Here is a 23,519-nt window from a genome sequence, read left to right on the forward strand (position 1 = left end):
GGCTCACATGGCCAGCGCGTCAGCCGACCGGCTGTCCTGCCCGCGCTCCGCGAAGCCGGGCCGGCCGGCGTAGGCCCAGGCCGCCTGTGGCAGCTCCAGCACCGGTGCCCCCGCGGCGGCGACGTGCAGGTCTTCGAGCTCCACCGCGCAGCCGTAGACCAGCAGGTCGCCCGGCCGGCAGCGCTGCAAGGCGCGCCGCAGTGCCTGGCGCACCGGCAGCACCGCCTCGGCGACACAGCCGGGCGCCACCTCGCGGGCGCCGGCCAGGATCACCTCGGCCGTCGCCCCGAGCGGGCGGCCGCGGTCCTCGTCGAGCTCGAACACCAGCATCTCGTCCAGGTGGCGGGCACAGATGCGTCCCACCTCGAGCAATTCCTCGTCGCGCCGGTCGCCGGGCGCGGAGATGACGCCCACGATACGCACTGGCCGGAAGTGCCCGGCAGACTGCAGCAGAGCCTCGAAAGCGGCAGGGTTGTGCGCATAGTCGACCACCACCCGCACGCCGGCCACGTCGAAGAGGTTCATGCGCATCGGGTTGCTGCGCGCCGAGCAGCTGAACTCCCCGAGTGCTCGGGCGATCTGGGCCGGGTGCAGCTTGAGCGCCACCAGCGCGGCCACCGCGGCAAGCGCGTTGGCGACGTTGTGCGGGGCGCGGCCACCGAAGGTGATGGGCAAGCCGGCCGCCTCCACCACCGGATGGGCCCAGCCGCGGCCCTGCAGCCAGATGCTGCCCTGGCGCAGCACCACGGCGCGCCCGCCGCCCCTCAGGTGGCGGGCCAGCACCAGGTGGTGAGGGTCCATTGAGTAGTAGATGATCTCGGCGCCCCGGCGTACGCCCTCCGCCATCGCGACGCAATGCGGGTCTTCGGCATTGAGCACCACCGCGCCGGTGGCCGCGTCGGCCACCACGCTCTTCACACGGGCCAGTTCTTCGAGCGTCTCGACGCCGTCCTGCCCCAGGTGGTCGGCCGCGATGTTGAGCACCACGGCCACCTCGCAGCGGTCGAAGCCCAGCCCGCGCTTGAGGATGCCACCGCGCGCCGTCTCCAGCACCGCCGCGTCCACGTCCGGGTCGCTCAGCACCACCTGCGCCGACCAGTAGCCCGAGCAGTCGCCGTCCATGATGCGCTGCCCGTCGATGAAGACGCCCTCGGTGGTGGCGCAGCCGGTGCGCCGGCCGCAACGGCGCAGCACGTGCTCGATCGCGAGCACCGTGGTGGTCTTGCCGTTGGTCCCGGTCACGGCCACCAGCGGGATGCGGCCGTCGTCGTGCGGACCGAACAGCGAGTCGACGATGGCACGGCCTGCTGCACGCGGCGCGCCCTCACAGGGCCACTCGTGCATGCGGATGCCGGGCGCCGCGTTGACTTCGATCAGCGCGCCGCCCTGGGCGGCCAGCGGCTGGCCGATGTCGTGGCACACCACGTCGATGCCCGCCACGTCCAGCCCGATGCGACGCGCCGCGCGCAGACACAGGGCCGCGGTGTCGGGATGCAGCCGCTCGGTCACGTCCTCGGCGACGCCGCCGGTGGAGAGGTTGGCATTGCCGCGCAGGCAGACCGCCCTGCTCGCCTCGGGCACGCTGTCCAGCGTCAGCCCCTGGGCCGCCAGCGTGTCGACGGTGCAGCCGTCCAGCGGCACCTGCGTGAGCGTGCTGCTGTGGCCCTCACCGCGGCGCGGGTCGGCGTTGAGCTGGTCCACCAGGGCCCGGATGCTGTGCCGGCCGTCGCCGACCACGCTGGGCGGCAGCCGGCGTGCGGCCGCGACCACCCGGCCGCCGACCACCAGCACGCGGTGGTCGTCGCCGGCGACGGTCTGCTCGACGATCACTTCGCTGTCGCAGGCCCGCGCACGCTCGAAGGCGTGCTGCAGCTGCTCGGGCGTCTCGACATGGGTGGAGACACCCTTGCCCTGGTTGCCGCCCAGGGGCTTGAGGGTCACGTTGCCGCCCAGGGCATGGGCCGCCTCGGTGGCTTCCTCCAGCGTGCTGACGACACGGCCTCCCGGCACCGGGATGCCGGCCAGCGACAGCAGGCGCTTGGTCTGTTCCTTGTCGCCGGCGATGTCGACCGCGATCTGGCGCGTCTCGCTGGTCAGGGTCGCGTCGATGCGGCGCTGGCGGGCGCCCCAGCCGAGCTGGAAGAGCGCCCCGTCCTCGCCGATCGGCAGCACCGGAATGCCGCGCTGCTCGGCCGCCTCGATCACCGCGCGGGTGCTCGGCCCGGCGGCGTCGCGGTCCTGCAGCTCGCGCAGCTCGCGCAGTGCCGCCTCGACGTCGAAGGGCTGGTCGGCGATGGCCGCCTCGACCAGCTCGACCGCCAGGTCGAGCGCCCTCAGCGCGACCGATTCGACCCGGTAGGCGCACACCACCCGGTAGTGGCGCGGGCGGCCCGGGATCATGCGGGTGCGGCCGAAGCGCATCTCGGGCCCGACCAGCGACTGCAGCTCCAGCTGCACGTGTTCGGTGACGTGACCGATGTAGGTGCCTTCGCGCAGGCGCTCGACGAAGCCGCCCGGGTAGCCCGGCGAGCAGTAGTGCTGGTGCAGGCTGGGCAGCAGGTCGAGCAGGCGATCGACGAAGCCGGGCAAGGTGTTGGAGTCGACCTCGTCGAGGTCCTCCAGGTCCAGCACCGCCTCGAGGCAGGGCTTGCGGGCGTGCAGATTGGGTCCGCGCAGGAGTTTGCGTTCGATGATCTTCATGAAACGGTCTCGTTGCTGGAGAGGATGTCCACGATCTCGTGCAGCGTGGGGGTGAGTTCGCGGCAGACCTGAGCGTCGCTGCAGGCTCCGGCGCGATGGACATAGCTGGCTCCCGCGGGCAGCAGGTGCAGCCGGACGTTGATGAGCTCGATCAGTTCACGCTCGCCGATGTCGAGGAAGTTGGACGACATCTGGCGGCCGTCGACCAGCGTGACCGCGCCGTCGCCGACCACCTCGAAGCCCGAGCCGCGCTCGACCACGAGGGCGGTGTCCTCGTCGATGCCGATGCCGAGCAGGGTCGGGTTCTGTGCCACCACGGCCATCAGGCGGCCGAGCCGGCGGCGCTCGGAGAAGTGCTGGTCCACCACGGCTCGCTGCAGGAAGCCCAGCCCCGCGGCAAAGCTGACGACCCCCTTTTCCGGATGGATGTCGCCCTGGCCCTCCGCGATCATGTGGGCCGACATGGCGGAGGCGCCCGCGCTGGTGCCCGCGATGCAGGTGCCGCGCTCGGTGAAGGCGCGGTGCATCGCGTTGTAGGTGTGGGTGCCGCCCACCATCGCAAGCAGCCGGCGCTGGTCGCCGCCGGTCATGAAGACGCCGTCGGCGCTGAGGATCTCCTCGACCATCGCCGGATGGTTGGCGTCCTCGCGCGAATGGATCGCGAGCGCCTTGCGATGCGTCACGCCCAGCTCGCCGAAGGCCCGGTCGTAGATGGCCGAGACCTCCTCGTGGAAGGAGCTGGCCGCGGTCAGCACGACGATCTTCGGGTCGCTGACGCAGGTCAGCTCGATGAAGCGGCGCAGCACGCGCTTCTCGTGCACCCGGTCCTCGTTGCCGCCGATGATGACGAGGTGCCCGGTGGAGCTGCGACGCGTGCACACGTCGGGCTCGGAAGCGGGATGGCTGTGATCCGACATGGCAGAAGAAGAAGCGAAGGACGGCAGGAGGAGGAGACGACCGGACGGCAGGCGTTCAGGTCAGGACGTGCGCGGCCATGTTCCGGTTGCTGCTGCTGGCCGCCGCGTCGCGCGTGACGCCGATCAGCCCCACGCTGACGCTCCGGTCGAACAGTGCGATGCCGCGGTCCAGCGCCTGCTGCAATGGCAGGCCCTGGCCCAGCCAGTCGTGCACGGTGCGCGCGAGCATCTGGCGGACGATGTACTCGCCGACGCCGGTGGCGGCGATCGCGCCGTGCTCGCCGACGTAGTAGCCGCAGCCTGCGATGGGGGTATCGCCGACGCGGCCCAGCAGGGTGGGTGCCGATCCGCCGGTCGAGGTGGCGACCGCGAACTGCCCGTCGGCGCTGCGCACCACCGCGCCGACCGTGCCGCTGCCATGAGCCTTGACGACCTCGTCCCAGGGCGTGGGGAAGTTCCAGAAGCGTTTGTAGACATCGGCCTTCGAGGCACCTTCGCGATCGTCGGGATCGGCCTGCTCGGGGTCGGCGAATGCGCGCATCAACTGCGCGTGGTAGTCGAGGGCCGCGCGGCTGGGGCCCGCCGAAGCCTCGAAGCCCAGCACGCGCGCGAAGCGACCGGCGCCCTCGCCCGCCAGCAACACGTGGGGCGTGCGGGTCACGGCCTGAGCCACCAGCACCGGGTTCTTGCAGCCTTGCAGGCAGGCCACGGCGCCGAGCAGTCCGCGGCTGTCCATCACCGCGGCGTCCATCTCCAGCGTCTTGCCGTCCAATCGGAGGATGGCCCCGCTGCCCGCGTTGTAGCGCCCGTCGTCCTCGAGCGCGACCACCGCGGCGACCGCCGCCTCCAGGGCCGATGCCCCGGAGCGCGCCTGCTCGCGCGCCAGTGCCGCCGCATGTCGGCAGCCGTCGGACCACTCCACCGGGCTGCCCGAGCCACCGTGGGTCACGATGGCGACGCCGTTTGTCACTTGCATTGCAAGGTCTCCAGTGTTTTTCGAGCTGGCGAAACACAGGCGGCAATCGGCGTGCCAGCGGGGGTGATCGGGCCGCCGGCAAAACGGACCGCAGGGGCAGACAGCGCCGGACCTGCGGCCCGGGCGGTTGCTGCGAGCACGGCGCCGGGTGCCGGCCGGGCTGGCAAGGGTTCTCTCTTACCGCCGGTGCGGAGGCAGCGGTAGGGATTGCTCCCCGGGGCTCAGCGAATCGCGGCCTGCTCCTTGCCGTTGGGCACCAGCCCGACCTTGCTGCGTGCCGCCTCGGTGGGGACGATGGCGATGCTGCCGTCCGTCTCCAGGATGGCCCAGCGCACCTGCTCCAGCCGGTCCAGGCCGGACTTGTGCATCTCGCTGAACACCTCGTCGGGCGAAACCCGGTTGATGTTGAGCACGTGGGGGCGCAGTTGGCCGTCGGCCACCAGCACGCTGGGTTCGCCGGTGATGGCGGTCTCGACCCGACGGAAGCGGTGCATCACGACCGAGGTCACCAGCACCAGCACCAGCAGCGTCGAGACGCCGACCAGCGCATTGGTGAGCGAGTGGTCGTCGCCGGTCAGCGCCTGCGAGACGATCTCGGGAATCATCAACAGGGTCACCAGCTCCAGCGGCGACAGCTGGCCGAACTCGCGCTTGCCCAGCAGGCGCAGCCCGACCAGCACGAACAGGTAGATGATCGCGACACGAAAGACGGTTTCCATCAGGCCTCCTGAGGGTTCAGGGGAACACCACGGTCGCGAAGGCGACCTCCACCGGCGGCGCGCCCTGGCTTGCCTGCGCCGACACCCGCCCGGCATGGCGGCCCCACTCGTCGGCCTCGAGGTGGACGACCAGCTTGCGGCTGGCGCCGGGCGCCAGTTCGCCGAGGTCGACTTCGTAGTGCTCGTCGCTCAGGCGCCCGGGCTCCGGGGTGAACCGGGCCTGCGAGAAGTGGGCGAAATACGGCTCGTCGATGCGCAGCAGGGTTTGCTGCAGGGCCGCGCTCCCGGTGTTCTTGACGCTCACCTCCAGGGTCAGCGAGGTCTGGTGGCGCAGCCGTTCGGGATAGTCGACGCTCAGCTCCAGCCCCTGGCCCGAGGCGCTTTCATGGCCGTGGCGAGGGCCGAGGGCACCGCTGAGCGCCGCCACCGGCAAGGCCAGCAGCAGCAGCAGTCCGAGGATTTGAAGCGGCGCCAGCTCGATGCGCCGGTCGAGTTGCGGCGGAGCCGGCGGCTCGCCGCCGCGTTTTTCCGCGGCGGCTTCGTCCTGGTGGGAGAGCTTCATGGGGGTCCTCCTTGCTGCTCCCGGCCTGGCAAGAAGCGTGCGAGCCCCGCGGCCTCCAGGCAGGAAGGCGCACCTCAGCCCTGCGCGGCCGGCTCCCCGGCCGCGGCGCGCAGCATCGGCAGCACCTGGCTCATCTCGACCGGCTTCACGAGGTGGTGGTCGAAACCGGCACGGCGAGCCTGCTCGCGGTCGCTGTCCTGGCCCCAGCCGGTGACGGCCACGAGCACCGCGGCGCGGGTGCGTGCCTGCTCGCGCAGGCGCCGGGCCAGGTCGTAGCCGTTGAGGCCCGGCATCCCGATGTCGAGGAAGGCGATGTCCGGCGGCTCGTCGAGCGCCGCCTGCAGCGCCGCGCAGCCGTCGTGCGTCACGCGCACCTGGTGGCCCAGCGACTCCAGCATGCTCGCCAGGCTGCTGGCGAAGTCGACGTTGTCGTCGGCCAGCAGGATGTGCAGCGGCGTGTGGTGCAGGGCCGGCTCGTCGGCGTCCGGTCCGGCCGCGGGCGGCGGCGGCGCGACCCCGAGCGGCAGCGTCACGACGAACTCCGAGCCCTGCCCGAGGCCGGCGCTGCGCACCGTGATGCGCCCGCCGTGCAGCTCGACCAGTTGCTGCGCCAGGGTCAGCCCCACACCCAGGCCGGCGCGGCCGCGCTCCAGCGACTTGTCGACCTGCATGAACATGTCGAAGATCGCGGCCTGCATCTCGGGTGCGATGCCGATGCCGTTGTCGCGCACCCGCACCACCACCTCGCCCTCGAGGCTCTCGAGGCCGACCTCGATGTGGCCGCCCGGATCGGTGTACTTGACGGCGTTGTTGAGCAGGTTGGCGAACACCTGCGACAGGCGTGTCGCATCGGCGCTCACCCAGACCGGTGCCTCCGGCAGCGTGACGCTGAGCGCGTGGCCGCGCGTCTGCAGAGCCGGCTCCCCGATCTCCAGCACGCCGCGCAGCAGCGCCACGATGTCCAGCGGCTCGCGCTTGAGGGCCAGCTTGCCGGTGGTGATGCGCGAGACCTCCAGCAGGTCGTCGATCAGCCGCACCATCTGGCGCAACTGGCGCTCCATGATGCCCAGCACGCGGCCGCGCGCCTCGGCATCGGCCTTGGGCAGCTTGAGGATCTCGATGCCGTTGCTCAGCGGCGCCAAGGGGTTGCGCAGCTCGTGTGCCAGGGTCGCGAGGAACTCGTCCTTGCGCCGGTCCGCGGCCCGCAACGCCGCCTCGGCCTTCTGGCGCTCCTCCATCTCGATCGACAGGTCGTGGTTGCTGCGCTCCAGCGCCTCGGTGCGCCGGCCCACCTCGGTGAGCATGTTGTTGAAGGCGTCGACCAGCACGCCGATCTCGTCGTCGCTGTCCTTGGGCACGCGCAGCGCATAGTTGCGCCGTTCCATCACCTCGCGCGCCACCTGCGCGACCGCCAGGATGGGCCGGGTCACCGCATGCTGCAGCCGGCTGAAGATCAGTGCCGCGGCCAGCAGGCTGGTGACGGTCACCGCCGCGAGGATGGCGACGTAGTCGAGCAGGCGTGTGGTCACGTCGTAGCGGGCGCGCAGGTAGACCGTGCCCAGCAGCTCGCCGTTCTGCTCGACGCGCTGGAAGATCTCGAGCTCGCCGTTGCCGATGCGAGCACCCTCGGGGCCCGGTGCGACCGGGAAGCTGGGCGGCACGTCGTCGGCCGCGGCGTAGCTGGCAAACAGGTCGCCGTCCGGCGCATAGACGGCGGCCGCGGCGATCTGCGGGCGGTGCTTCAGGAGCTCCAGGTTCTCGCTGGCGGCGCGCAGGTCGTCGAAGGCGAGCGCCGCCGCGCTGGAGCGCGAGATCAGGTCGGCCTGGGTGGTCAGGTCTTCGATCCACGCGGCGCGGAAGCTGCGCAACTCGTAGATCAGCAAGGCGGTGGCGCTCAGCAGCAGCGCGGCGAAGGTGGTGGTCAGCACCACCAGCAACATCTTCTGGCGCAGCGAGTTGGATGTGGCCATCATCGCGCTCCGATGACGCGTTCGGCGACGCTGAGCATGCGCGAGCTGAGCTTGAGCCCGGCCCGCTCGGCGGCCGGCAACGAGACTTCGAAACGCACCCGCCCGCGCACCAGCGTGAAGTTGATGACGCCCAGCGCCCCCGCCCCCTGCGGGGCATCGCTGACGAACAGGATCGGGCGCTCGCGCCAGCGCGCCAGCCAGGCCTCCTGCGCCGGCCCGATCTGGCGGCCGAGGTAGAGCAGGTGCAGCCCGTCCAGCGCCTCGCCCTCGACGACCCGGCGCGCCTGCAGGGGACGCCCCTGGGCGGTGCGGCCGACCAGGATGTCACGCAGCTCGCCGAACACTTCCTCGGAGCCGGCCACGCCGATCACGATGGGGCTGTCGGCACCGGCAAAGGCCATCGGTGGCCACTCCACATAGTCGAGGAACTTGTAGAGATAGACGGCCTTCACGCTCGCCGCCAGCGCTGTTTCGGCAGCCCGCGCCCGCGCGGGCAGCGCGAGCCCCAGCATCAGCGCCGCCAGCGCGAAGCGGCGCCGCGGCCCGCGAGCGACCCGGCCGGCGTTCCAGGAGTCGGCTGACAAGGGGAGCACCTTCGTCACAGCTGCCACCGGAGCATCAGCGAGGCCTCGCGTCCCGGCTGGACGCCGCTGCTGCGCAGCTGGCGCCACTCCGCATGATGCGCATCGAGCAGGTTGCGCAGCGCCAGCCCCAGCTCGAGGCCGGCACGCGGCCGCCAGGCCAGGTAGGTGTCGAGCCCGGTATAGGCCTCGACACGCGGTTGCGGCCGGGCGCCGGTTCGGCGCAGGCTCAGGTCCCAGCTCATCGCCTTGCCCAGGTCGAGCGAGGAGCGCAGGCTGAGCCAGTGCCGTGGATCGTTGCCCAAGGCCTGCAGGCCGCCGGCGTCCGAGCGGCCCGGGCGCACCCGCAAGTGCTGGCGCAGCAGCACGCCGCCGGCGCCGAGCTTCCAGCGGGAGGTGACCTGCCAGCTGGCCCAGCCCTCGGCGCCGCGGCTGTAGCCCTCGATGTGGTTCTCCAGCACCGCGCCGCCGGCGCGCGGCGTGACGCTGCGCAGGCGGCGGTGCTCATGGTGGAACAAGGTCATCGAATACGAAACAGCCGGTTGCGGCCGGGCGCGCCGGCCCAGCTCGAACACGTCGGACACCTCGGCCCGGAAGTCCGGGCCACCGGCGAGCTGATAGGGCGGCTCGGCCGGCACCCGGTAGTCCCGGTCGATGCGGGCCGGCGCCCGCACCGCGCGCGAGGCCGAGGCCCACCACAAGCCGGCCTTGTCGTCCTGCCAGGCCAGCCGCGCGCTGGGCAGGAACTCGGTACCGGTATAGGGGTTGCGTTCTAGGCTGGCGCCCAGGGTCAGCTGCAGCCCCTCGCGCAACTCGATGCGGTCCTCGGCGAACAGCCGGCTCCAGCTCAGCTCCCGCTCGGCCGGCACGAAGGCGAAGGACGCCGGGTTGCGCACCCTGTCGTGCGCCCGGCGATAGCCTGCACCCGCCATCACCTCGTGCCCCTCGGCCGGCCGGGTCGCGAGCTGCAGCACCGCGTCGAGGCTGTCCAGGGTTTCCTCGAACTCGTCGATGCCGGCGGCCGACAGCACCGGCTGCTCCCGGCGCGTGCGCTCCAGATAGAGCCGAGCCGTCGCCTGGCTGGCCTCGCCCAGGGGCTGCCGCCAGCGGCCCAACAGGTTGCCGCCGGAGACCTGACGCTCGCTGGGCCGCTGCTGCAGCTCGCCCTCGTAGAGGTCGCCCTGCAGGTTGAAGGAGCGGCCTTCACCCTCCCAGGCGGCCCGGAAACCGGCCTGCACACCGTGCGCCTCGTCGCCCGAGTCCTCGCCCGCGCTGCGCCCGCTGTCGGAGCGGTCATGACGGCGGGCATAGACGCGCCAGGCACCCGACCCGCTCCAGCTGCCGCCGTGGCGCACGGCCAGCGAGCGCTCCCGGTTGCCGGCGACGGCCGAGACCAGGCTGCCTTGCGTGTCGCGCGGCCGCCGCGTGAAGACGTGGACCAGACCGTTGACCGCGTTGGTGCCCCACATCGCGCTGCTGGGGCCGCTGATCACCTCGATGCGCTCGATGTCCTCGATCATCAGCTCCTGCGCATCCCACAGGACGCCGGAGAACAGCGGCGTGTAGAGGGTGCGACCGTCGATCATCACGAGCATGTGGTTGGCCAGCAGGTTGTTGAAACCGCGCGCACTGATGGCGTAATGCCCATTGCCGGCCCGCGCGACGTCGAGCGAAGGGGCCAGACGCAAGGCCTCGGGCAGGCTGGTGGCGCCGCTGCGGCGGATGTCCTCGGCGTGAATCACGAACACCGAAGCCGCAGTCGTGGCCAGCGGCTCTTCCCGGCGCGACACGGAGGTGACGACCACCTCGCGCAACTGCTCCAGCGAGAGATCGGCCAGGTCGGCGTGGCGGGCTGCGGCGGGCAGCACGGGCCCCAGTACCGCGCAAAGGTACAAGGGCGTGTGCCGGAGCCGGAAGGCAGGGCGGCTCGGCGCTCCGGGGCGGTCGGGGAACAGGAACAACAGGGGCATCGCAGGCAGCTCACGGGTGTCGTGACACACGGCCCGCAAGCCCCGCGGCAGGACGGCCATCGATGCCGCCACGAAACTACTGCCTGCTCGGGCCAGAGACCGCTGTCGCACCTCGGAACTTACCGCCCTTGGCTGTCGCCCGGACGACTGGCAGTGGGATTTTCCTTCTGACACAAAATTCCCGCCCGAGCCGGCCGTTTCCGGTTCAACGCTGCCGTCCCCGCCGCCAGGCCGGCGGCAAAAGCGCCGTACACCGCAACCAGTTGCCCCGTGCTCAAGTGGCGCTGGAAGCCTGGCGACAGGCGCCACGGCACCACCGCCAGGTCGACCCAGGCCGCGAGCGCCGTCACCACCGCCGCGTCGCGCAGCACGGCAGCGGGCGCTGCCGACAGCCCCCGGCAGCTGGGTGCGCAGCGCTCATGCACCGCGGCCCACAACAATGACGAGGCATGGTGGACGGTGAAGCCGGTCAGGCTGTAGCGCAGGCTGACCCGGTGCTGGCGCAGCGCGGGGTCGCCCCAGAGCCAATGGCTGGGTGCATTCAGGGGCGCGGCCGGACGGCCCTTGCGCCATTGTCCGCAAGCGGCGAGCACCAGCCCGGATGCCAGGCTGGCGAGGCTGCCGCGGACAGCGACGCGCAGAAGAAAGGCGGAGCACGGGCTCATCGAAGCCTCCGGTGGGGGAACGACATTTGCTACAACTGAGGAGAAGGCAAACGCCGTACCTCGGGCCGCGGTCCGCGGCCCCGCACCCAGGGGGAGCTGCTTCTTGATCGTTCTGCTGACCGGCGCGAGCGGCTTTCTCGGCGCTCGACTGACGCGCGTCCTGCTGCAGGCCGGGCACCACGTGGTCTGCGCGGTGCGCCGCCCGCCGCAAGCGGCATCCGACGGGGTGCCGGTGCGCTACGTGGCCGCCGACTTCGAGCGTGATGTCACGGTGGCCGACTGGATGCCCCGGCTGGCCGGCGTCGACGCGGTCATCAATGCCGCCGGCATCCTGCGCGAGCACGGCCGCCAGAGCTTCGCGCGCATCCATGTGCAGGGCCCGTGTGCCTTGTTCGCGGCCTGCGCCGCGGCTGGCGTCTCGCGGGTCGTCCAGATCTCGGCGCTGGGCGCCGACGAGCACGCCGAGAGCGACTACCACCGCAGCAAGAAGGCCGCCGACGACTACCTGCTGGGCTTGCCGCTGGACTCGGTGGCGGTGGTCCAGCCCTCGCTGGTCTACGGCCCTGGCGGCACCAGCGCCCGCTTGTTCACGATGCTGGCCAGCCTGCCGGTGATCGGGCTGCCGGGGCGCGGTGCGCAACAGGTGCAGCCCATCCATGTGGACGATGCCGTCGAAGCCATCGCCGCCTTGCTGGCGCAGCCGCAGGTGTGTGGTCGCGTGCCGCTGGTGGGCCCGCACCCGGTCTCGCTGCGCGACTTCCTCGCCACGCTGCGGCAGGCGCTGGGCCTGGGCCGGCCGCGTTTCCTGCCGGTGCCCGCTGCGCTGGTCGGCCTGGCAGCACGGGTCGGGAGCCACCTGCCCGGCAGCCTGCTGGACCAGGACACCTGGCGCATGCTGCAGCGGGGCAACACCGGCGACGCGGGGCCCACGGCCGCCTTGCTGGGCCGCCCGCCGCGCGAGGTGGCGCAGTTCGTCGAGCCCGCCGCGGTGCCCGAAACCCGGCGCACGGCGCAGCTCGCCTGGCTGCTGCCGCTGGCACGCTGGAGCGTGGCGCTGGTCTGGATCGTCACCGGCATCGTCTCGCTCGGCCTGTTTCCGGTCCAGCAGAGCTACGAGCTGCTGGCGCGTGCCGGCGTGCCGGGGCCGCTGGCCCCGCTGATGCTCTACGGCGCGGCGCTGCTGGACCTCGCCCTCGGCATCGCGACCTTGCTGATGAAGCGGCGCCGGCCGCTGTGGCGGGCCCAGATCGCCTTGATGGGCTTCTACACCGTGGTCATCACCGTGCGGCTGCCCGAGTTCTGGCTGCATCCCTACGGCCCGATCCTGAAGAACCTGCCGCTGCTCGCGCTGCTGTGGCTGCTCTACGAGATGGAGGAGCGCTGATGGAATACCTCGTGGTCAAGTGGCTGCACGTGCTGTCGTCCACCTTCCTGTTCGGCACCGGGGTGGGCTCGGCCTTCTACCTGCTGTTCGCGAGCCTGGGCCGCGACGCCCGGGCGGTCGCGGTGGTCAGCGGCCTGGTGGTACGGGCCGACTGGCTGTTCACCTCCACCACCATCGTGTTCCAGCCTCTCAGCGGCTTTTACATGATGCACCTGGCCGGCATGTCCTTCGACGCCGCCTGGATCCGCTGGTCGCTCTGGCTCTACGTCATCGCGACGGCCTGCTGGCTGCCGGTGGTGTGGCTGCAGATCGTGCTGCGCCGCATCGCGCGCGACGCGGCCGCGCGCGGCGCCCACCTGCCCGCGATGTACTTCCGCCACCTCAAGGTCTGGGTGGTGCTCGGCGTACCGGCGTTTTTCGCCTTCGTGATGATCTTCTACCTGATGGTGGCGAAGCCGGCATGAGGACTCATGCGGAGCTCCGGTATCGCTAGAGCGCGGCTTCCACGACCGAGCACAGTCGGCGCATGGAACGACTGCGACGAGCTGCCTCGTCGATGTCAAAGATCGCAGTCATTGCTGCCTGATCCAGGACCTCGTGGTAACGGCCGCCGGGCATCCGCTGGCTCAGCCAGCCCTTAGCGTTCCGCAAGGCGTCAGGATCTGCCGGAGGCTGGAGCTCCGGCGAAAGGCCGCGCTTGCCCGCGAGGGAATCGGCAGCAGCAAGGAACCAGGCTTCGTACTCGCGATTGGCGATGACCACCGAGATGGTCTTGTGCGGTGCGACCGCTGAAGCTCGCTCCCCGATCGCCCTGGCCAATTCCACCGGGCAATCATCATCAGCGTCGAGCAATATAAGGATGACGCCCGCCAATCCCGCCTTTGCAGCCGCCAACAAGACCTTGCGTTGAAACTCGTCCTGCCGCTGGATGAACTGATCCCGGTGGACACGGATGGGCACCGGGACGTCGAGGTCGTAAACGCCGTGCGACTCTGCGATACGCCGGAGCAGGATCGGTACTGCTTTGACCTCCCCGTCACCTTCGACGATCGTCACTATCGTCGTCATACGGAGACTCCGAACAGTTTCAACTGCTGGGTCTCGGGGTCGATGAATCGATCGCTATCGGGCGAGAGCTGATTCAGCTTCAACAGTTCGCCGGCAGTGTACAAGCGATCCCGCATGACTTTCCGCGCCCCCTCGTCGATCGGCGCAATCTGGGTGACACCACCTTCGGAAGAGACGGCCAGCAAGCTGTCCACGCCGATGTTGACATCGTCGAGGAGATCGGGGCTGTGGCTCGTCACCAGGACTTGGCTGCGCTCCGAGGCGCGGCTCAATGCCTCGCGCACGACAGCGGCAGCTGCAGGATGCAGCGCGACCTCCGGCTCCTCGATGCCGATCAGGCTCGGCCTGCTCTGATCACCGCCCTGGAACAGAGCGACGAGAATACCGAGTGCGCGAAGCGTTCCGTCAGACATGCTGTTGGCGGCAAACCTCCACGGGTGTTTGGAGCCAGCCGTGTCTTGCCTGAACTCCACGGTCTCCATGTGGCCCACGCCTATCCGCTCCACGCCGTGCACCGATGGGACGACGAGATTCAGATATTCCTCGACCAAAGCTTTTTGCCGAGGCGCGTAACGTTCGAGAAAAGAAACGACGCTCGCGATATTTTCGCCAACCGGCTTCAAAGTCGCCCCGTCCTGCGGCTTCTGCAGGTCACGCATCACCCGCGGATTGAGGTTGTAGAAATTCATTCCCACCAGTGCATCGAACACGGGTCGGAATGCCGGTAAACCAGCGGCGTTCACAAGAGCCAGCCGATCCGGCGTACTGACGGGAAATACGTCTTCGCTCGTTTTCTCCGGCTTGCCCTGCGCCACGACATAGGACGGCCCCATGCCCGCCTCTCCTATGGCGCATTCCTCTCGCAGCACTTCGAATCCGCCGGCAGGCTTGGAGCCGACATTGAATGCATAGTAGCCATGACGCCCGTCCGGCAGGTGAAAATCCAGGCGAACCCCAAAATGAGTCGGATGCCCCCCCGAACGGCGCCTCACTTCGGACAAGCCGCCGCGCAGGTGCAGGGCATTCTCCAGCGAGCCCTCCAAGGCGTCCCTGACGAAGTGAAGTGCGTCGAGCAAATTGCTCTTTCCCGATCCGTTGGGACCAACGAGGTAGGTCAGCGGCCCCAGTTCGACATCGCAGGCCGCGATACTTTTGAAGTTCTTCGCTCGTACCCGGCGTATGAAAACCGTGGAACTCATCACCGCTCCTGGAAACTCTGGTTAGCCGGCTGAGACCAACCGCCGGCGCCGCCGGCAGCGGTCCTTCACCGGGCTGAATGCGCTTCTGTCGCCACTGGCAGACCGATCGAGGAACTTCCCCGCTTACACCGAGGCGTACGGGTCACTAGTCTTGCACAACTTCCACCGGGTTCGGCCTGCAGGCGGTCCTCAAGAGTCAGCTCCTTGTCCGCCATAAGGCAAGCTGTCCCGGACAGCAGCGCCGGCTACGGCCACATGGACCCGAGGGCTCAGGCCGCTGTCCGATTGTCGGAGCGTGATTCGCCCTCGCGCAGCCGGAAGGTCGCCACCATGCCGGCCAGCTGGCCGGCCTGCTCGCGCAGGCTCTGCGCCGCGGCGGCCGACTGCTCCACCAGGGCGGCGTTCTGCTGCGTCATCTGCTCCAGCTGGCCGACCGACTGGTTGATCTCCCCCAGGCCGCCGGACTGCTCGCTCGAGGCGGTGGTGATCTCGCCGATGATGTCGGCCACACGCTGCACGCTGGCGACGATCTCGGTCATGGTCTCGCCTGCGTCCTGCACCTGGCGGGCGCCCGCCTCGACCTTGTCGACCGAGCTGCCGATCAGCGCCTTGATCTCGCGCGCCGCGTCGGCCGAACGCTGGGCCAGCGAACGCACCTCGCCGGCCACCACCGCGAAGCCACGGCCCTGCTCGCCGGCGCGCGCCGCCTCGACGGCCGCGTTGAGCGCCAGGATGTTGGTCTGGAAGGCGATGGCATCGATCACCGCGATGATGTCGCCGATCTTGCGGGAGCTGGCGTTGATCTCGTCCATGGTGCTCACCACCCGTCCGACGGCGTCGCCACCGCGCATCGCGACCGCCGAAGCCGAGACGGCCAGCTGGTTGGCTTGCGAAGCCGCCTCGGCGTTCTGGCGCACCGTGCCGGTGAGCTGATCCATCGAGGAGGCGGTGCGCTGCAGGCTGACAGCCGCCATCTCGGTGCGCTGGCTCAGGTCCTGGTTGCCGCTGGCCACCTCAGCGCTGGCGAGTTGGATGCTGTCGGCCGACTGGCGGATCTGGCCCACCAGCGTACGCAGCCGGTCCTGCATCGCCGCGACGGCGCTCAGCAGGCGTCCGATCTCGTCCTGGTCGCCGACCTCGACGCGGGTCGCCAGGTCGCCCTCGGCGATGCGCTCGGCCAGGCCGATGGCACGGTCGATGGGGCGCTTCACGCTGCGTATGAGGCGCCAGCCGAGCAGCGCGCCGGCCAGGACGGCGAGTACCACCACCACGCCGGCGACGCCGAGCGCACGCCGCTGGCCGGCCGGCGCCTGCTGGTAGGCAGCCTGGTTGAGCCGCTGCTCCAGCACGATCAGTTCGGCCACCTTGCGCCGCCAGGTCGCCTCCAGCGGACGCACCTCCACCAGCAGGGTGCGCGAGGCCTCGGCGGTGGCGCCGTCCGCGCCCTCCTGCGCAGCGCGCAGCATCAGCGGCACGGTCTGCCGGGCCGCCTCGGCCAGCTCCTTCAGCAGCTGTTGCTCCTGCGGCCCGGCGCCGGCCGCCTTCAGGCTGTCGGCAAGGGCCTGCTCGGCCTGCCGGTAGGCAGCCTGCGAGGCCTTGATCGCCGCCAGCTCCGCGTCGATCTCCTTGATGTCGGTCAGCAGCGCCAAGGTGCGCGTCTGCAGTGCCAGCTCGTTGATGTGGTTCAGCATGCGCTGCGCCAGCGCGCTCTTAGGGTCGTTGACTTCGACGATCTGGCGCAGGCTGGCCGCCATGTTGCGGAACTCCAGCCCGTTGAGCGCCGCGACCCCGAGCAGCATCAGCACCAGGCTGGAAAAGCCGAAGGCCAGCCGTCGGGCCACGGACAGGCGGAAGAAGGACATGAGTGGCATGGCGGAAACTCGATGAGCCAGGCGACGAGGGCACCGGGAGCGCAACAAGGCATGCGGCACATATCGGTCCCGCGCGGCCGTTCTTGAGCGATTTCCTGCGGCAATGCAGCACGTCGGCGCAATTTTCCGGCCCCACCGCCGGGTCAATGCCGCTGTGTCGCCCCCGGCCCCTGGCGCCCGGCGGCGCGCAGCACCGCGGTGAAGGTACTGCCCTGCTCCGGCGTGCTGCGCACCTCGATGCGCCCGCCCATCATCTCGATCAGCTTCTTCGACAGCGACAGGCCGATGCCGGTGCCCTCGATGTCGCTGTGCTCGCGGCCGAGTCGGCTGAAGGGCTTGAAGAGGTCGTCGAGCTGCTCGGGACTCATGCCGAAGCCGGTGTCGCGCACCTCGATGGCGAGGTCTTCGTCGTCGTACTGGCTGACGCCGACCTCGACATGGCCTTGCGGCCGGTTGTACTTGATGGCGTTGCTGAGCAGGTTGACCAGCACCTGGCGCAGCCGGCCCTCGTCGGCGATGACCAGCGGCGTGGCGTCCGGCGGCGGCGGGGTCACCTGCACCGTGATCCCCGCTGTCTCGGCTTGCGAGGCCACCAGCTGCACGCTGTGTTGCAGCGAGGCCTCCAGGTCGACCGCGCGCATCTGCAGCTGGGTCTGGCCGGCCTCGATGCGGCTCAGGTCCAGCAGGTCGTTGATCATGGCCAGCAGGTGGTTGCCGGCCTGCAGGATGTAGCCGGCGTACTTGTGCTGGGTCGACCTGGGGTCCTGGGGCGGCGCGGTCGCCAGCAGCAGCTGCGAAAAGCCGATCACCGCGTTCAGCGGCGTGCGCAACTCGTGGCTCAGGTGCGAGAGGAACAAGGACTTGGCGCGGCTCGCCTCCTCGGCGGCGGCGCGGGCGCGTCGCTCGGCTTCCAGCGCGTGCACCTCGCTCATGTCGCGCAGCACCAGCGTGAGCAGGCGCACGCCGTCGGATTCGACGCGCGACACCGAGGCCTCCAGCGGGAACTCCTCGCCGCCGGAACGCAGCCCCCGCAGTTCCGGCCCCGCACCGCCCTCGTGCTGGCCGGCGGCGCTCTGCTCGAACAGCGCCACGGCCTCCTCGGGTCCGCCCCTCAGCCGCTCGGGCAGCAGCAGGTCCACGGTGCGGCTGAGCATGCGGTCGGCGCTGATCTGGAACATCTTTTCCGCCGCGGCGTTGAACAGCACGATGCGGTGGCTGGCATCCAGCGAGATGATGGCGGCCGTCACCGAATCGACGATGGACGCCAGCTGCTGGCGGCTGGCCTGCAGCGCCAGCGCGGTCGACTTGGCATCGTGGATGTCGGCGCCGGTGCCGACATAGCCCGCAAAGCGCCCCGGCCCCTCGAAACGCGGCGTGCCGGTGGCGACGATCCAGCGCCAGGCCCCGTCGCTGCGGCGCAAGCGGTACTCCTGCTTGAAGGTGCGCCGGCTCTGCAGGGCCTGGCGGAAGCCTTGCGCGACGCGCTCGCGGTCGAGCGGGTGCACGCTCTGCAGCCAGCCCTCGCCGGTCTCCTGCTCCATGCGGCGGCCGGTGAACTGCAGCCAGCTGCGGTTGACGTAGTTGCAGTGCCCGTCGACATCGGACATCCAGATCAGGGCCGGCGCCGCCTCGGCCATGAAACGGAAACGTTCCTCGCTTTCGCGCACGCGCTCGATCGCCTCGGCCAGCTGGGCGGTGCGCTCGACCACACGCTGCTCCAAGGTCGCCTGGCTGGCCCGCAGCGCCGCCTCCAGGCGGGCGATCCAGCGGGCACTGAGCAGCGCCACGCCGACGAACATCAGGGTCGAGGCGAGCACCATCCAGATCAGGCCCAGTTCGAAGCCCAGCCAGCCACTGCGCTGGCCGACCACCCGGAACCACCCGGTCAGCGCCGGGAACAGCAGCGCCACCGGCAGCACGGCGCGGAAAAAACGGCCCCCAGCGCTGTCCGCGGCCAGACGCTGCAGCAGGTCGGCGCGCGGCGGCTGGACCGCGATACAGGCGGTGCCGAGCATCAGCATCGCGGTGGCCGAAGGCAGCGACACGCTGCCGAAGTCGGACCACACGCTGCCCTGCCAGTCGGTCTCGTAGAGCAGGCCGATCGACGCCACGTAGCCGACCCCGATGCCCAGCAGCGCGCCGCCCAGCGCCACGTGGCACAGCAGCGAGCGGCGGCGGCCGCGGCAGGCGTGAGTGGCAGCCAGGCTCACGGCCAGCGCAAGGATCGTGAAGGCCCCGAGCAGCGGCATGCGCAGCAGGGGCTCGGGTCGTGCGCCGTCGCCGGGCGTCGGGTTCCAGGGCGCGAACCCGAGATCGAGGTCCAGCCCCGACGCATGAGGCAGCAAGGTGAGACCCGCCACCAGCATGGCGAGCCCGGCCAGCCAGGGCACGTGGCGGGGCGACCGGCCCGGCGCGGCGGTGGCGAGCCCGAACAAGGCGACCGCCAGCAGGCCCAGGCCGATCGCGGCGCCGGGCCGCATCGAGACCAGGCCCTGCGGTGCCGCGTCGGCAGGAGGCCAACCGACGCTGCGGACGATCAAGGCGGCCAGACAAAGCAAGGCCGTCGCGGCACTGCAGACGCGCGCATAAGCACGCCAGCGCCGCGGGTGAGAAACAGCCGGCGCGGCATGCGCGCCAAGGGACTTGGATGGTTCCATCTCAACTGACTGCCAAATTCCGGCAGGTCACCGACCACCCATCTTGACCTGCTTGACGTAGCCAGTCTATGCGGCTTTCTCAGTGGGCTCGATTGTGCTGTCAGGCCGCCTTGCAAGGGGGCGGTGGTCCCGACAGAAGTGCGGACAATTTCACGATCGGGGCACGACGGCCAGCGAGCGCACGGTCGCTGGCCAGCGCCGCTTCAGCACCAGCCAGGCCACCAGGCCCACGCTCATCATCCCCAGCGAGGCGAGCGCGAGCGACCGGGTCGAATGCATCACCAGCGGCGCGATCACGCCCGCCACCACGCCATTGGCCAGCGAGCCGATCACCGCCTGCAGCGAGGATGCCAGGCCGCGGCGCTCGGGGAACAGGTCCAGCACCATCAGGGTCACGACCGGCACCATCAGGGCCCAGCCGAAGCTGAAGATCGCGATCGGCAGCAGGGCCCATGACACATGGGCGGGCAGCAACAGGTTGGCGCTCACATTCAGCAGCGAGGTCGCGGCCATGATGGAGAAACCCCAGCGGATCTGGCGCCGCGGCTCGATCTTGCCGGCCAGCCGACCGCTCAGCCAGGCGCCGCCCATGATGCCGCCGATACTGAGCATGAAAAACCAGAAGAACTGGGTCGGTGCCAGCTGCAGGTGCTCACCCAGGAAGGCGGGCGCCGACAGCACGTAGAGGAACAGGCCGTTGAAGGGCACGCCGCTGGCCAGCGCCAGCAGCAGGAAACGCGGGTTGGCGCCGAGCGCCCAGTAGCCACGCAGCAGGTTGCGGGCGTTGAAGGGCTGCCTGTGGCTGGCGTGCAGGGTCTCGGGCAGCAGGCGGAAGTTGGCGAACCAGAGCAGCGCGCCAACCCCGGTCAGGAACCAGAAGATCGCGTGCCAGTCGACCTGCACGAACAGGAAGCCGCCGATGATGGGTGCCACGGCCGGCGCGACCCCGAAGTAGATCGTGACCTGCGCCATCACGCGCTGCGCCTCGGCAGGCGGGAACATGTCGCGGATCACCGCGCGCGAGACCACGATGCCGGCGCCCGCGGACAGGCCCTGCAGCGCGCGGAAAAACACCAGCGCCCCGATGTTGCCCGCCAGCGCGCAGCCGGCCGAGGCCAGCGTGAACACCGCCACGCCGGTCAGCACCACCGGCCGGCGGCCGAAGCTGTCGGCCAGCGCACCGTGGAACAGGTTCATGAAGGCGAAGCCGAACAGATAGGCCGACAAGGTCTGCTGCATCTGCACCGGCGTCGCATCGAGCGAAGCGGCGATGCCGGCGAAGGCCGGCAGGTAGGTGTCGATCGAGAACGGCCCCAGCATGCCCAGCGCCGCCAGCAGCACCGCCAGCGCCCAGCGCGGCGCCTGCCAGATCTTGTCTGCGTCAGGGTTCATGCCGGGTCGCCTTCTTGTTGTTGGGAAAGAAATTAAAGAGTGAAGCAAACCGATAGGCCGGATTCTGTGCGCCGGGTCGCCCCGGCGTGACCGCCATTCCTCTGGGCCGCCCCTCGCGGAAACGGCTCGATGCCACCTACCCGCACACTCCCCGGGCCGGATCGACGTGTGCCTATTTGGTGTTGCTGCGCGTAGAGATTGCCCGTTTCACCCGGTCCTTGGGGTTGCGCCCCAAGTCCCGCAGGGCTTGCGCCCTGCCGTCCCGGCTCGCCCAGGAAGGTCGCCCTTCCTGTTGGAACCTTTGCAGGGTCGCTTGCGCGCCCCTGCAGGACCGACCGACTCGTCTCTGTTGCTCTGATCCTCGCCTCACGGCGGACAGGTGTTACCTGCTACGCTGCCCTGTGCAGTCCGGACCTTCCTCCAGTGCACCCTTTCGGGTCTCGCACCGGCGGCGGTCTGGCTTGCTTCACATGGCAATTATCCGGCCTGCGGAGGAAAGCTGCTCGCGCGCCGGCCGAAAGACCTGGGTGTCGTCGTAGAAGCCGGGCTGCTGGTTGCCGGGCCACCAGCCCGGCACGCCGAGCACAGGCAAGGGCAGGAAGGGTTTGAGCGCCAAGGCCGGGGCGCTCAGGCCGGCGGCCAGGTCGCCGTCTTGCGGCACGACATACACATGGGCCGTGATGGCCTTGCGCGGCGCCACCAGCTTTTCCATCAGCGCGTGGCCGAACAGCTGCAGCCGTGTTTCGCGCCAGAGCGGCCGCAGCTCGACCCCGAGGCGCCGCCACTCGCGCCGGCGCAAGGCGTCGAGCAATGGGGCAGGCGCGTTGAGCAAGGCACCGTTTTCGTCGAAAACGGTCAGGGCATCGCGGACCGGCCCGCGCGTCGCGGCCACGCCCCCGGCCTGCGCGATCTGCCCGGCCTGCAGCTCGTGAAGGCGGCGCTTGAGCGCCGGCTCGGCCCACCAGACCAGGCCGTTGAAGAAGTCGTGCAGGTTGTCACGCGTCGGGACGCCGGCGGTGCGGCCGATGTAGGCCTCGTAGGCCTCGCCCTCCGGCAACTCGTCCTGCGCCACGAACACCAGCTTGCCGGCCGGCAAGCTCGGCGGCTCGCCGAAGGCCGCCTCCGCGTTCAGGGACTGTGCGACGCTCGCACCGTTCGCGATGCGGGCCGCCACGCGCTGCCCGCGTTCGGCGTACGGCGCGAGCCAGGGACGCGACCAGTCGACCGCGTCCAGCCAGGCCGCCATCAGACTCGCCGCGTCAATCCAGGCGCCAGGCCAGCGTCTCGCCGCCGCGCAGCGGCTTGAGCTCGGCCTCGCCGAAAGGCAGGGTCTCGGGCGGCGTCCAGCTTTCCTTGCGCAGGGTCACGGTGCCGGTGTTGCGCGGCAGGCCGTAGAAGTCCGCGCCGTGGAAGCTCGCGAAGCCTTCCAGCCGGTCCAGCGCGCCAGCCGCCTCGAAGGCCTCGGCATACAGCTCCAGCGCGGCATGCGCGGTATAGCAGCCGGCGCAGCCGCTGGCGTGCTCCTTCAGGTGCGCCGGGTGCGGGGCGCTGTCGGTGCCGAGGAAAAACTTCGGCGAGCCCGAGGTCGCGGCCGCCACCAGCGCGCGGCGGTGCTCCTCGCGCTTGAGCACCGGCAGGCAGTAGTAGTGCGGGCGGATGCCGCCGGTGAAGATGGCGTTGCGGTTGTAGAGCAGGTGGTGGGCCGTGACGGTGGCGCCCAGCCTCGCATCGGCCTCGCTGACGTAGTCGGCCGCTTCCCTGGTGGTGATGTGCTCGAACACGATTTTCAGCTCGGGAAAGTCGCGCCGCAGCGGAATCAGCTTCGTGTCGATGAACACCTTCTCGCGATCGAAGACGTCGATCTCGGCGTCGGTGACCTCGCCGTGCACCAGCAGCGGCATTCCCAGCTGCTGCATCACCTCCAGCGTCTTGTAGGTCTTGCGCAGGTCGGTCACGCCGGCATCGCTGTTCGTCGTAGCGCCGGCCGGGTAGAGCTTGACCGCCACCACGCCGGCGTCGCGCGCGCGGCGGATCTCGTCGGCCGGCAGCTTGTCGGTCAGGTAGAGCGTCATCAGCGGCTCGAAGTCGCCGCCCTCGGGCACCGCCGCGAGGATGCGGTCGCGGTAGGCCAGCGCCTGCGCGGCCGTGGTGACAGGCGGCCGCAGGTTGGGCATGATGATTGCGCGAGCGAACTGGCGTGCGGTATCCGGCACGACGGCCAGCATGGCGGCACCGTCGCGCACGTGCAGGTGCCAGTCGTCGGGGCGGGTGAGGGTCAGCGTAGCGGTCATGGGAAGCGATTGTCCCACTGGCGGGGCCGTTCGGCAGCCATCACTCTGCAACACATCGGGCACCGCGCCGACCGCCGAACTCCTATGCTGTGCCTTCGCTTTGGGCGCCGGGCCGCGGCCGCGCCCGGGTCGCACGCCTCAACCTTGGGAAACTGCATATGAACGAGATTGCGAAGAACACCCGTGCCACCATCATTCCCTGCCTGCGTTACCGCAATGCGCCGGCGGCGATCGACTGGCTGTGCGAGGCCTTCGGCTTCGAGCAGCAGAAGGTGGTGCCCAACGACAGCGGCGGCGTCCTGCATGCCCAGCTGGTCTTCGGCAACGGCATGATCATGCTCGGCTCGGCCGACAACGAGTCCGAATACGGCGACCTGGTCAACCTGCCGGACCAGGTGGGCGGTGTCGAGACCCAGAGCCCCTACCTCGTGGTGGCCGACCCCGACGCGGTCTATGCCCGCGCCAAGGCCGCCGGCGCGCAAATCGTCGTCGAGATCAAGAACGAGGAGTACGGCGGGCGCGGCTTCACCTGCCGCGACATCGAGGGGCGGCTCTGGAGCGTCGGCAGCTACGACCCCTGGGCCGCCGCGGCTTGAG

At 70.2% G+C, this 23,519-nt stretch carries 19 protein-coding genes and 1 other RNA gene; 3 read left to right on the top strand and 17 right to left on the bottom strand.

From position 1 onward, the window contains the following. Positions 1–3: 3 nt before the first annotated feature. The 9 genes from cphA to OOT46_RS05940 form a co-directional block, all read right to left on the bottom strand. On the bottom strand, positions 4–2,700 hold the full coding sequence (gene cphA / locus OOT46_RS05900) for a cyanophycin synthetase (protein ID WP_265402664.1): 2,697 nt from the start codon (positions 2,698–2,700) through the stop codon (positions 4–6). Continuing rightward, a complete protein-coding gene (locus OOT46_RS05905; protein WP_265402665.1) occupies positions 2,697–3,617 on the bottom strand; it encodes a cyanophycinase in 921 nt (306 codons plus the stop codon). Before OOT46_RS05905 ends, cphA begins: the two co-directional genes overlap by 4 nt. A gap of 55 nt (positions 3,618–3,672) precedes the next feature. Continuing rightward, the gene (locus tag OOT46_RS05910) at positions 3,673–4,593 is read right to left on the bottom strand and encodes an isoaspartyl peptidase/L-asparaginase (protein ID WP_265402666.1); all 921 of its coding nucleotides are present in this window, start codon (positions 4,591–4,593) and stop codon (positions 3,673–3,675) included. A 221-nt stretch (positions 4,594–4,814) separates the two neighbouring features. Continuing rightward, a complete protein-coding gene (locus OOT46_RS05915) occupies positions 4,815–5,312 on the bottom strand; it encodes a DUF421 domain-containing protein (protein WP_265402667.1) in 498 nt (165 codons plus the stop codon). 16 nt (positions 5,313–5,328) lie between these two features. After that, the gene (locus OOT46_RS05920; RefSeq protein ID WP_265402668.1) at positions 5,329–5,874 is read right to left on the bottom strand and encodes a hypothetical protein; all 546 of its coding nucleotides are present in this window, start codon (positions 5,872–5,874) and stop codon (positions 5,329–5,331) included. Positions 5,875–5,948: 74 nt separating this feature from the next. Continuing rightward, positions 5,949–7,844 (bottom strand): ATP-binding protein, encoded by a 1,896-nt coding sequence (locus tag OOT46_RS05925; RefSeq protein WP_265402669.1) that lies wholly within the window; start codon positions 7,842–7,844, stop codon positions 5,949–5,951. After that, positions 7,844–8,428 carry a YfiR family protein gene (locus tag OOT46_RS05930; RefSeq protein ID WP_265402670.1) on the bottom strand — a complete coding sequence of 195 codons (585 nt, stop codon included), beginning with the start codon at positions 8,426–8,428 and terminating at the stop codon, positions 7,844–7,846. The genes OOT46_RS05925 and OOT46_RS05930 overlap by 1 nt, the downstream gene beginning before the upstream one ends. 14 nt (positions 8,429–8,442) lie before the next feature. Beyond that, a complete protein-coding gene (locus OOT46_RS05935; RefSeq protein ID WP_265402671.1) occupies positions 8,443–10,395 on the bottom strand; it encodes a TonB-dependent receptor plug domain-containing protein in 1,953 nt (650 codons plus the stop codon). Positions 10,396–10,514: 119 nt separating this feature from the next. Further along, a complete protein-coding gene (locus OOT46_RS05940; protein ID WP_265402672.1) occupies positions 10,515–11,060 on the bottom strand; it encodes a hypothetical protein in 546 nt (181 codons plus the stop codon). Positions 11,061–11,163: 103 nt separating this feature from the next. Here OOT46_RS05940 and OOT46_RS05945 point away from each other — a divergent pair, with 103 nt between their 5' ends. Continuing rightward, entirely contained in the window at positions 11,164–12,444 is a 1,281-nt protein-coding gene (locus OOT46_RS05945) for an SDR family oxidoreductase (protein WP_265402673.1), read from the top strand. After that, a complete protein-coding gene (locus OOT46_RS05950; RefSeq protein WP_265402674.1) occupies positions 12,444–12,908 on the top strand; it encodes a DUF2269 family protein in 465 nt (154 codons plus the stop codon). Before OOT46_RS05945 ends, OOT46_RS05950 begins: the two co-directional genes overlap by 1 nt. 25 nt (positions 12,909–12,933) lie before the next feature. Here OOT46_RS05950 and OOT46_RS05955 read toward each other — a convergent pair whose 3' ends face one another. From OOT46_RS05955 to pyrC, 8 genes are all read right to left on the bottom strand, one after another. Further along, positions 12,934–13,512, bottom strand: a complete 579-nt coding sequence (locus tag OOT46_RS05955; RefSeq protein ID WP_265402675.1) for a DUF4276 family protein — start codon at positions 13,510–13,512, stop codon at positions 12,934–12,936. After that, positions 13,509–14,711, bottom strand: a complete 1,203-nt coding sequence (locus OOT46_RS05960) for an AAA family ATPase (RefSeq protein ID WP_265402676.1) — start codon at positions 14,709–14,711, stop codon at positions 13,509–13,511. Before OOT46_RS05960 ends, OOT46_RS05955 begins: the two co-directional genes overlap by 4 nt. Positions 14,712–14,980: 269 nt before the next feature. Further along, on the bottom strand, positions 14,981–16,582 hold the full coding sequence (locus OOT46_RS30765; protein ID WP_322114235.1) for a methyl-accepting chemotaxis protein: 1,602 nt from the start codon (positions 16,580–16,582) through the stop codon (positions 14,981–14,983). A 143-nt stretch (positions 16,583–16,725) separates the two neighbouring features. Next, positions 16,726–19,239 carry a sensor histidine kinase gene (locus tag OOT46_RS05975; protein ID WP_265402677.1) on the bottom strand — a complete coding sequence of 838 codons (2,514 nt, stop codon included), beginning with the start codon at positions 19,237–19,239 and terminating at the stop codon, positions 16,726–16,728. Between the two features lie 150 nt (positions 19,240–19,389). Beyond that, positions 19,390–20,631 (bottom strand): multidrug effflux MFS transporter, encoded by a 1,242-nt coding sequence (locus tag OOT46_RS05980; RefSeq protein ID WP_265402678.1) that lies wholly within the window; start codon positions 20,629–20,631, stop codon positions 19,390–19,392. A 37-nt stretch (positions 20,632–20,668) separates the two neighbouring features. Continuing rightward, positions 20,669–21,099: RNase P RNA component class A (rnpB, locus tag OOT46_RS05985), an RNA gene on the bottom strand. Beyond that, positions 21,098–21,877, bottom strand: a complete 780-nt coding sequence (locus OOT46_RS05990; RefSeq protein ID WP_265402679.1) for a DUF3025 domain-containing protein — start codon at positions 21,875–21,877, stop codon at positions 21,098–21,100. The genes rnpB and OOT46_RS05990 overlap by 2 nt, the downstream gene beginning before the upstream one ends. A gap of 13 nt (positions 21,878–21,890) precedes the next feature. Beyond that, positions 21,891–22,922, bottom strand: coding sequence for a dihydroorotase (gene pyrC / locus OOT46_RS05995; RefSeq protein ID WP_265402680.1), 1,032 nt, complete (start codon positions 22,920–22,922; stop codon positions 21,891–21,893). Between the two features lie 158 nt (positions 22,923–23,080). Here pyrC and OOT46_RS06000 point away from each other — a divergent pair, with 158 nt between their 5' ends. Further along, complete coding sequence (locus OOT46_RS06000) at positions 23,081–23,518, top strand: VOC family protein (protein WP_265402681.1); 438 nt, start codon at positions 23,081–23,083, stop codon at positions 23,516–23,518. Position 23,519: the final 1 nt, after the last annotated feature.

The organism is Aquabacterium sp. A7-Y (genome assembly GCF_026153205.1).
Classification (GTDB): Bacteria; Pseudomonadota; Gammaproteobacteria; order Burkholderiales; family Burkholderiaceae_C; genus Caldimonas.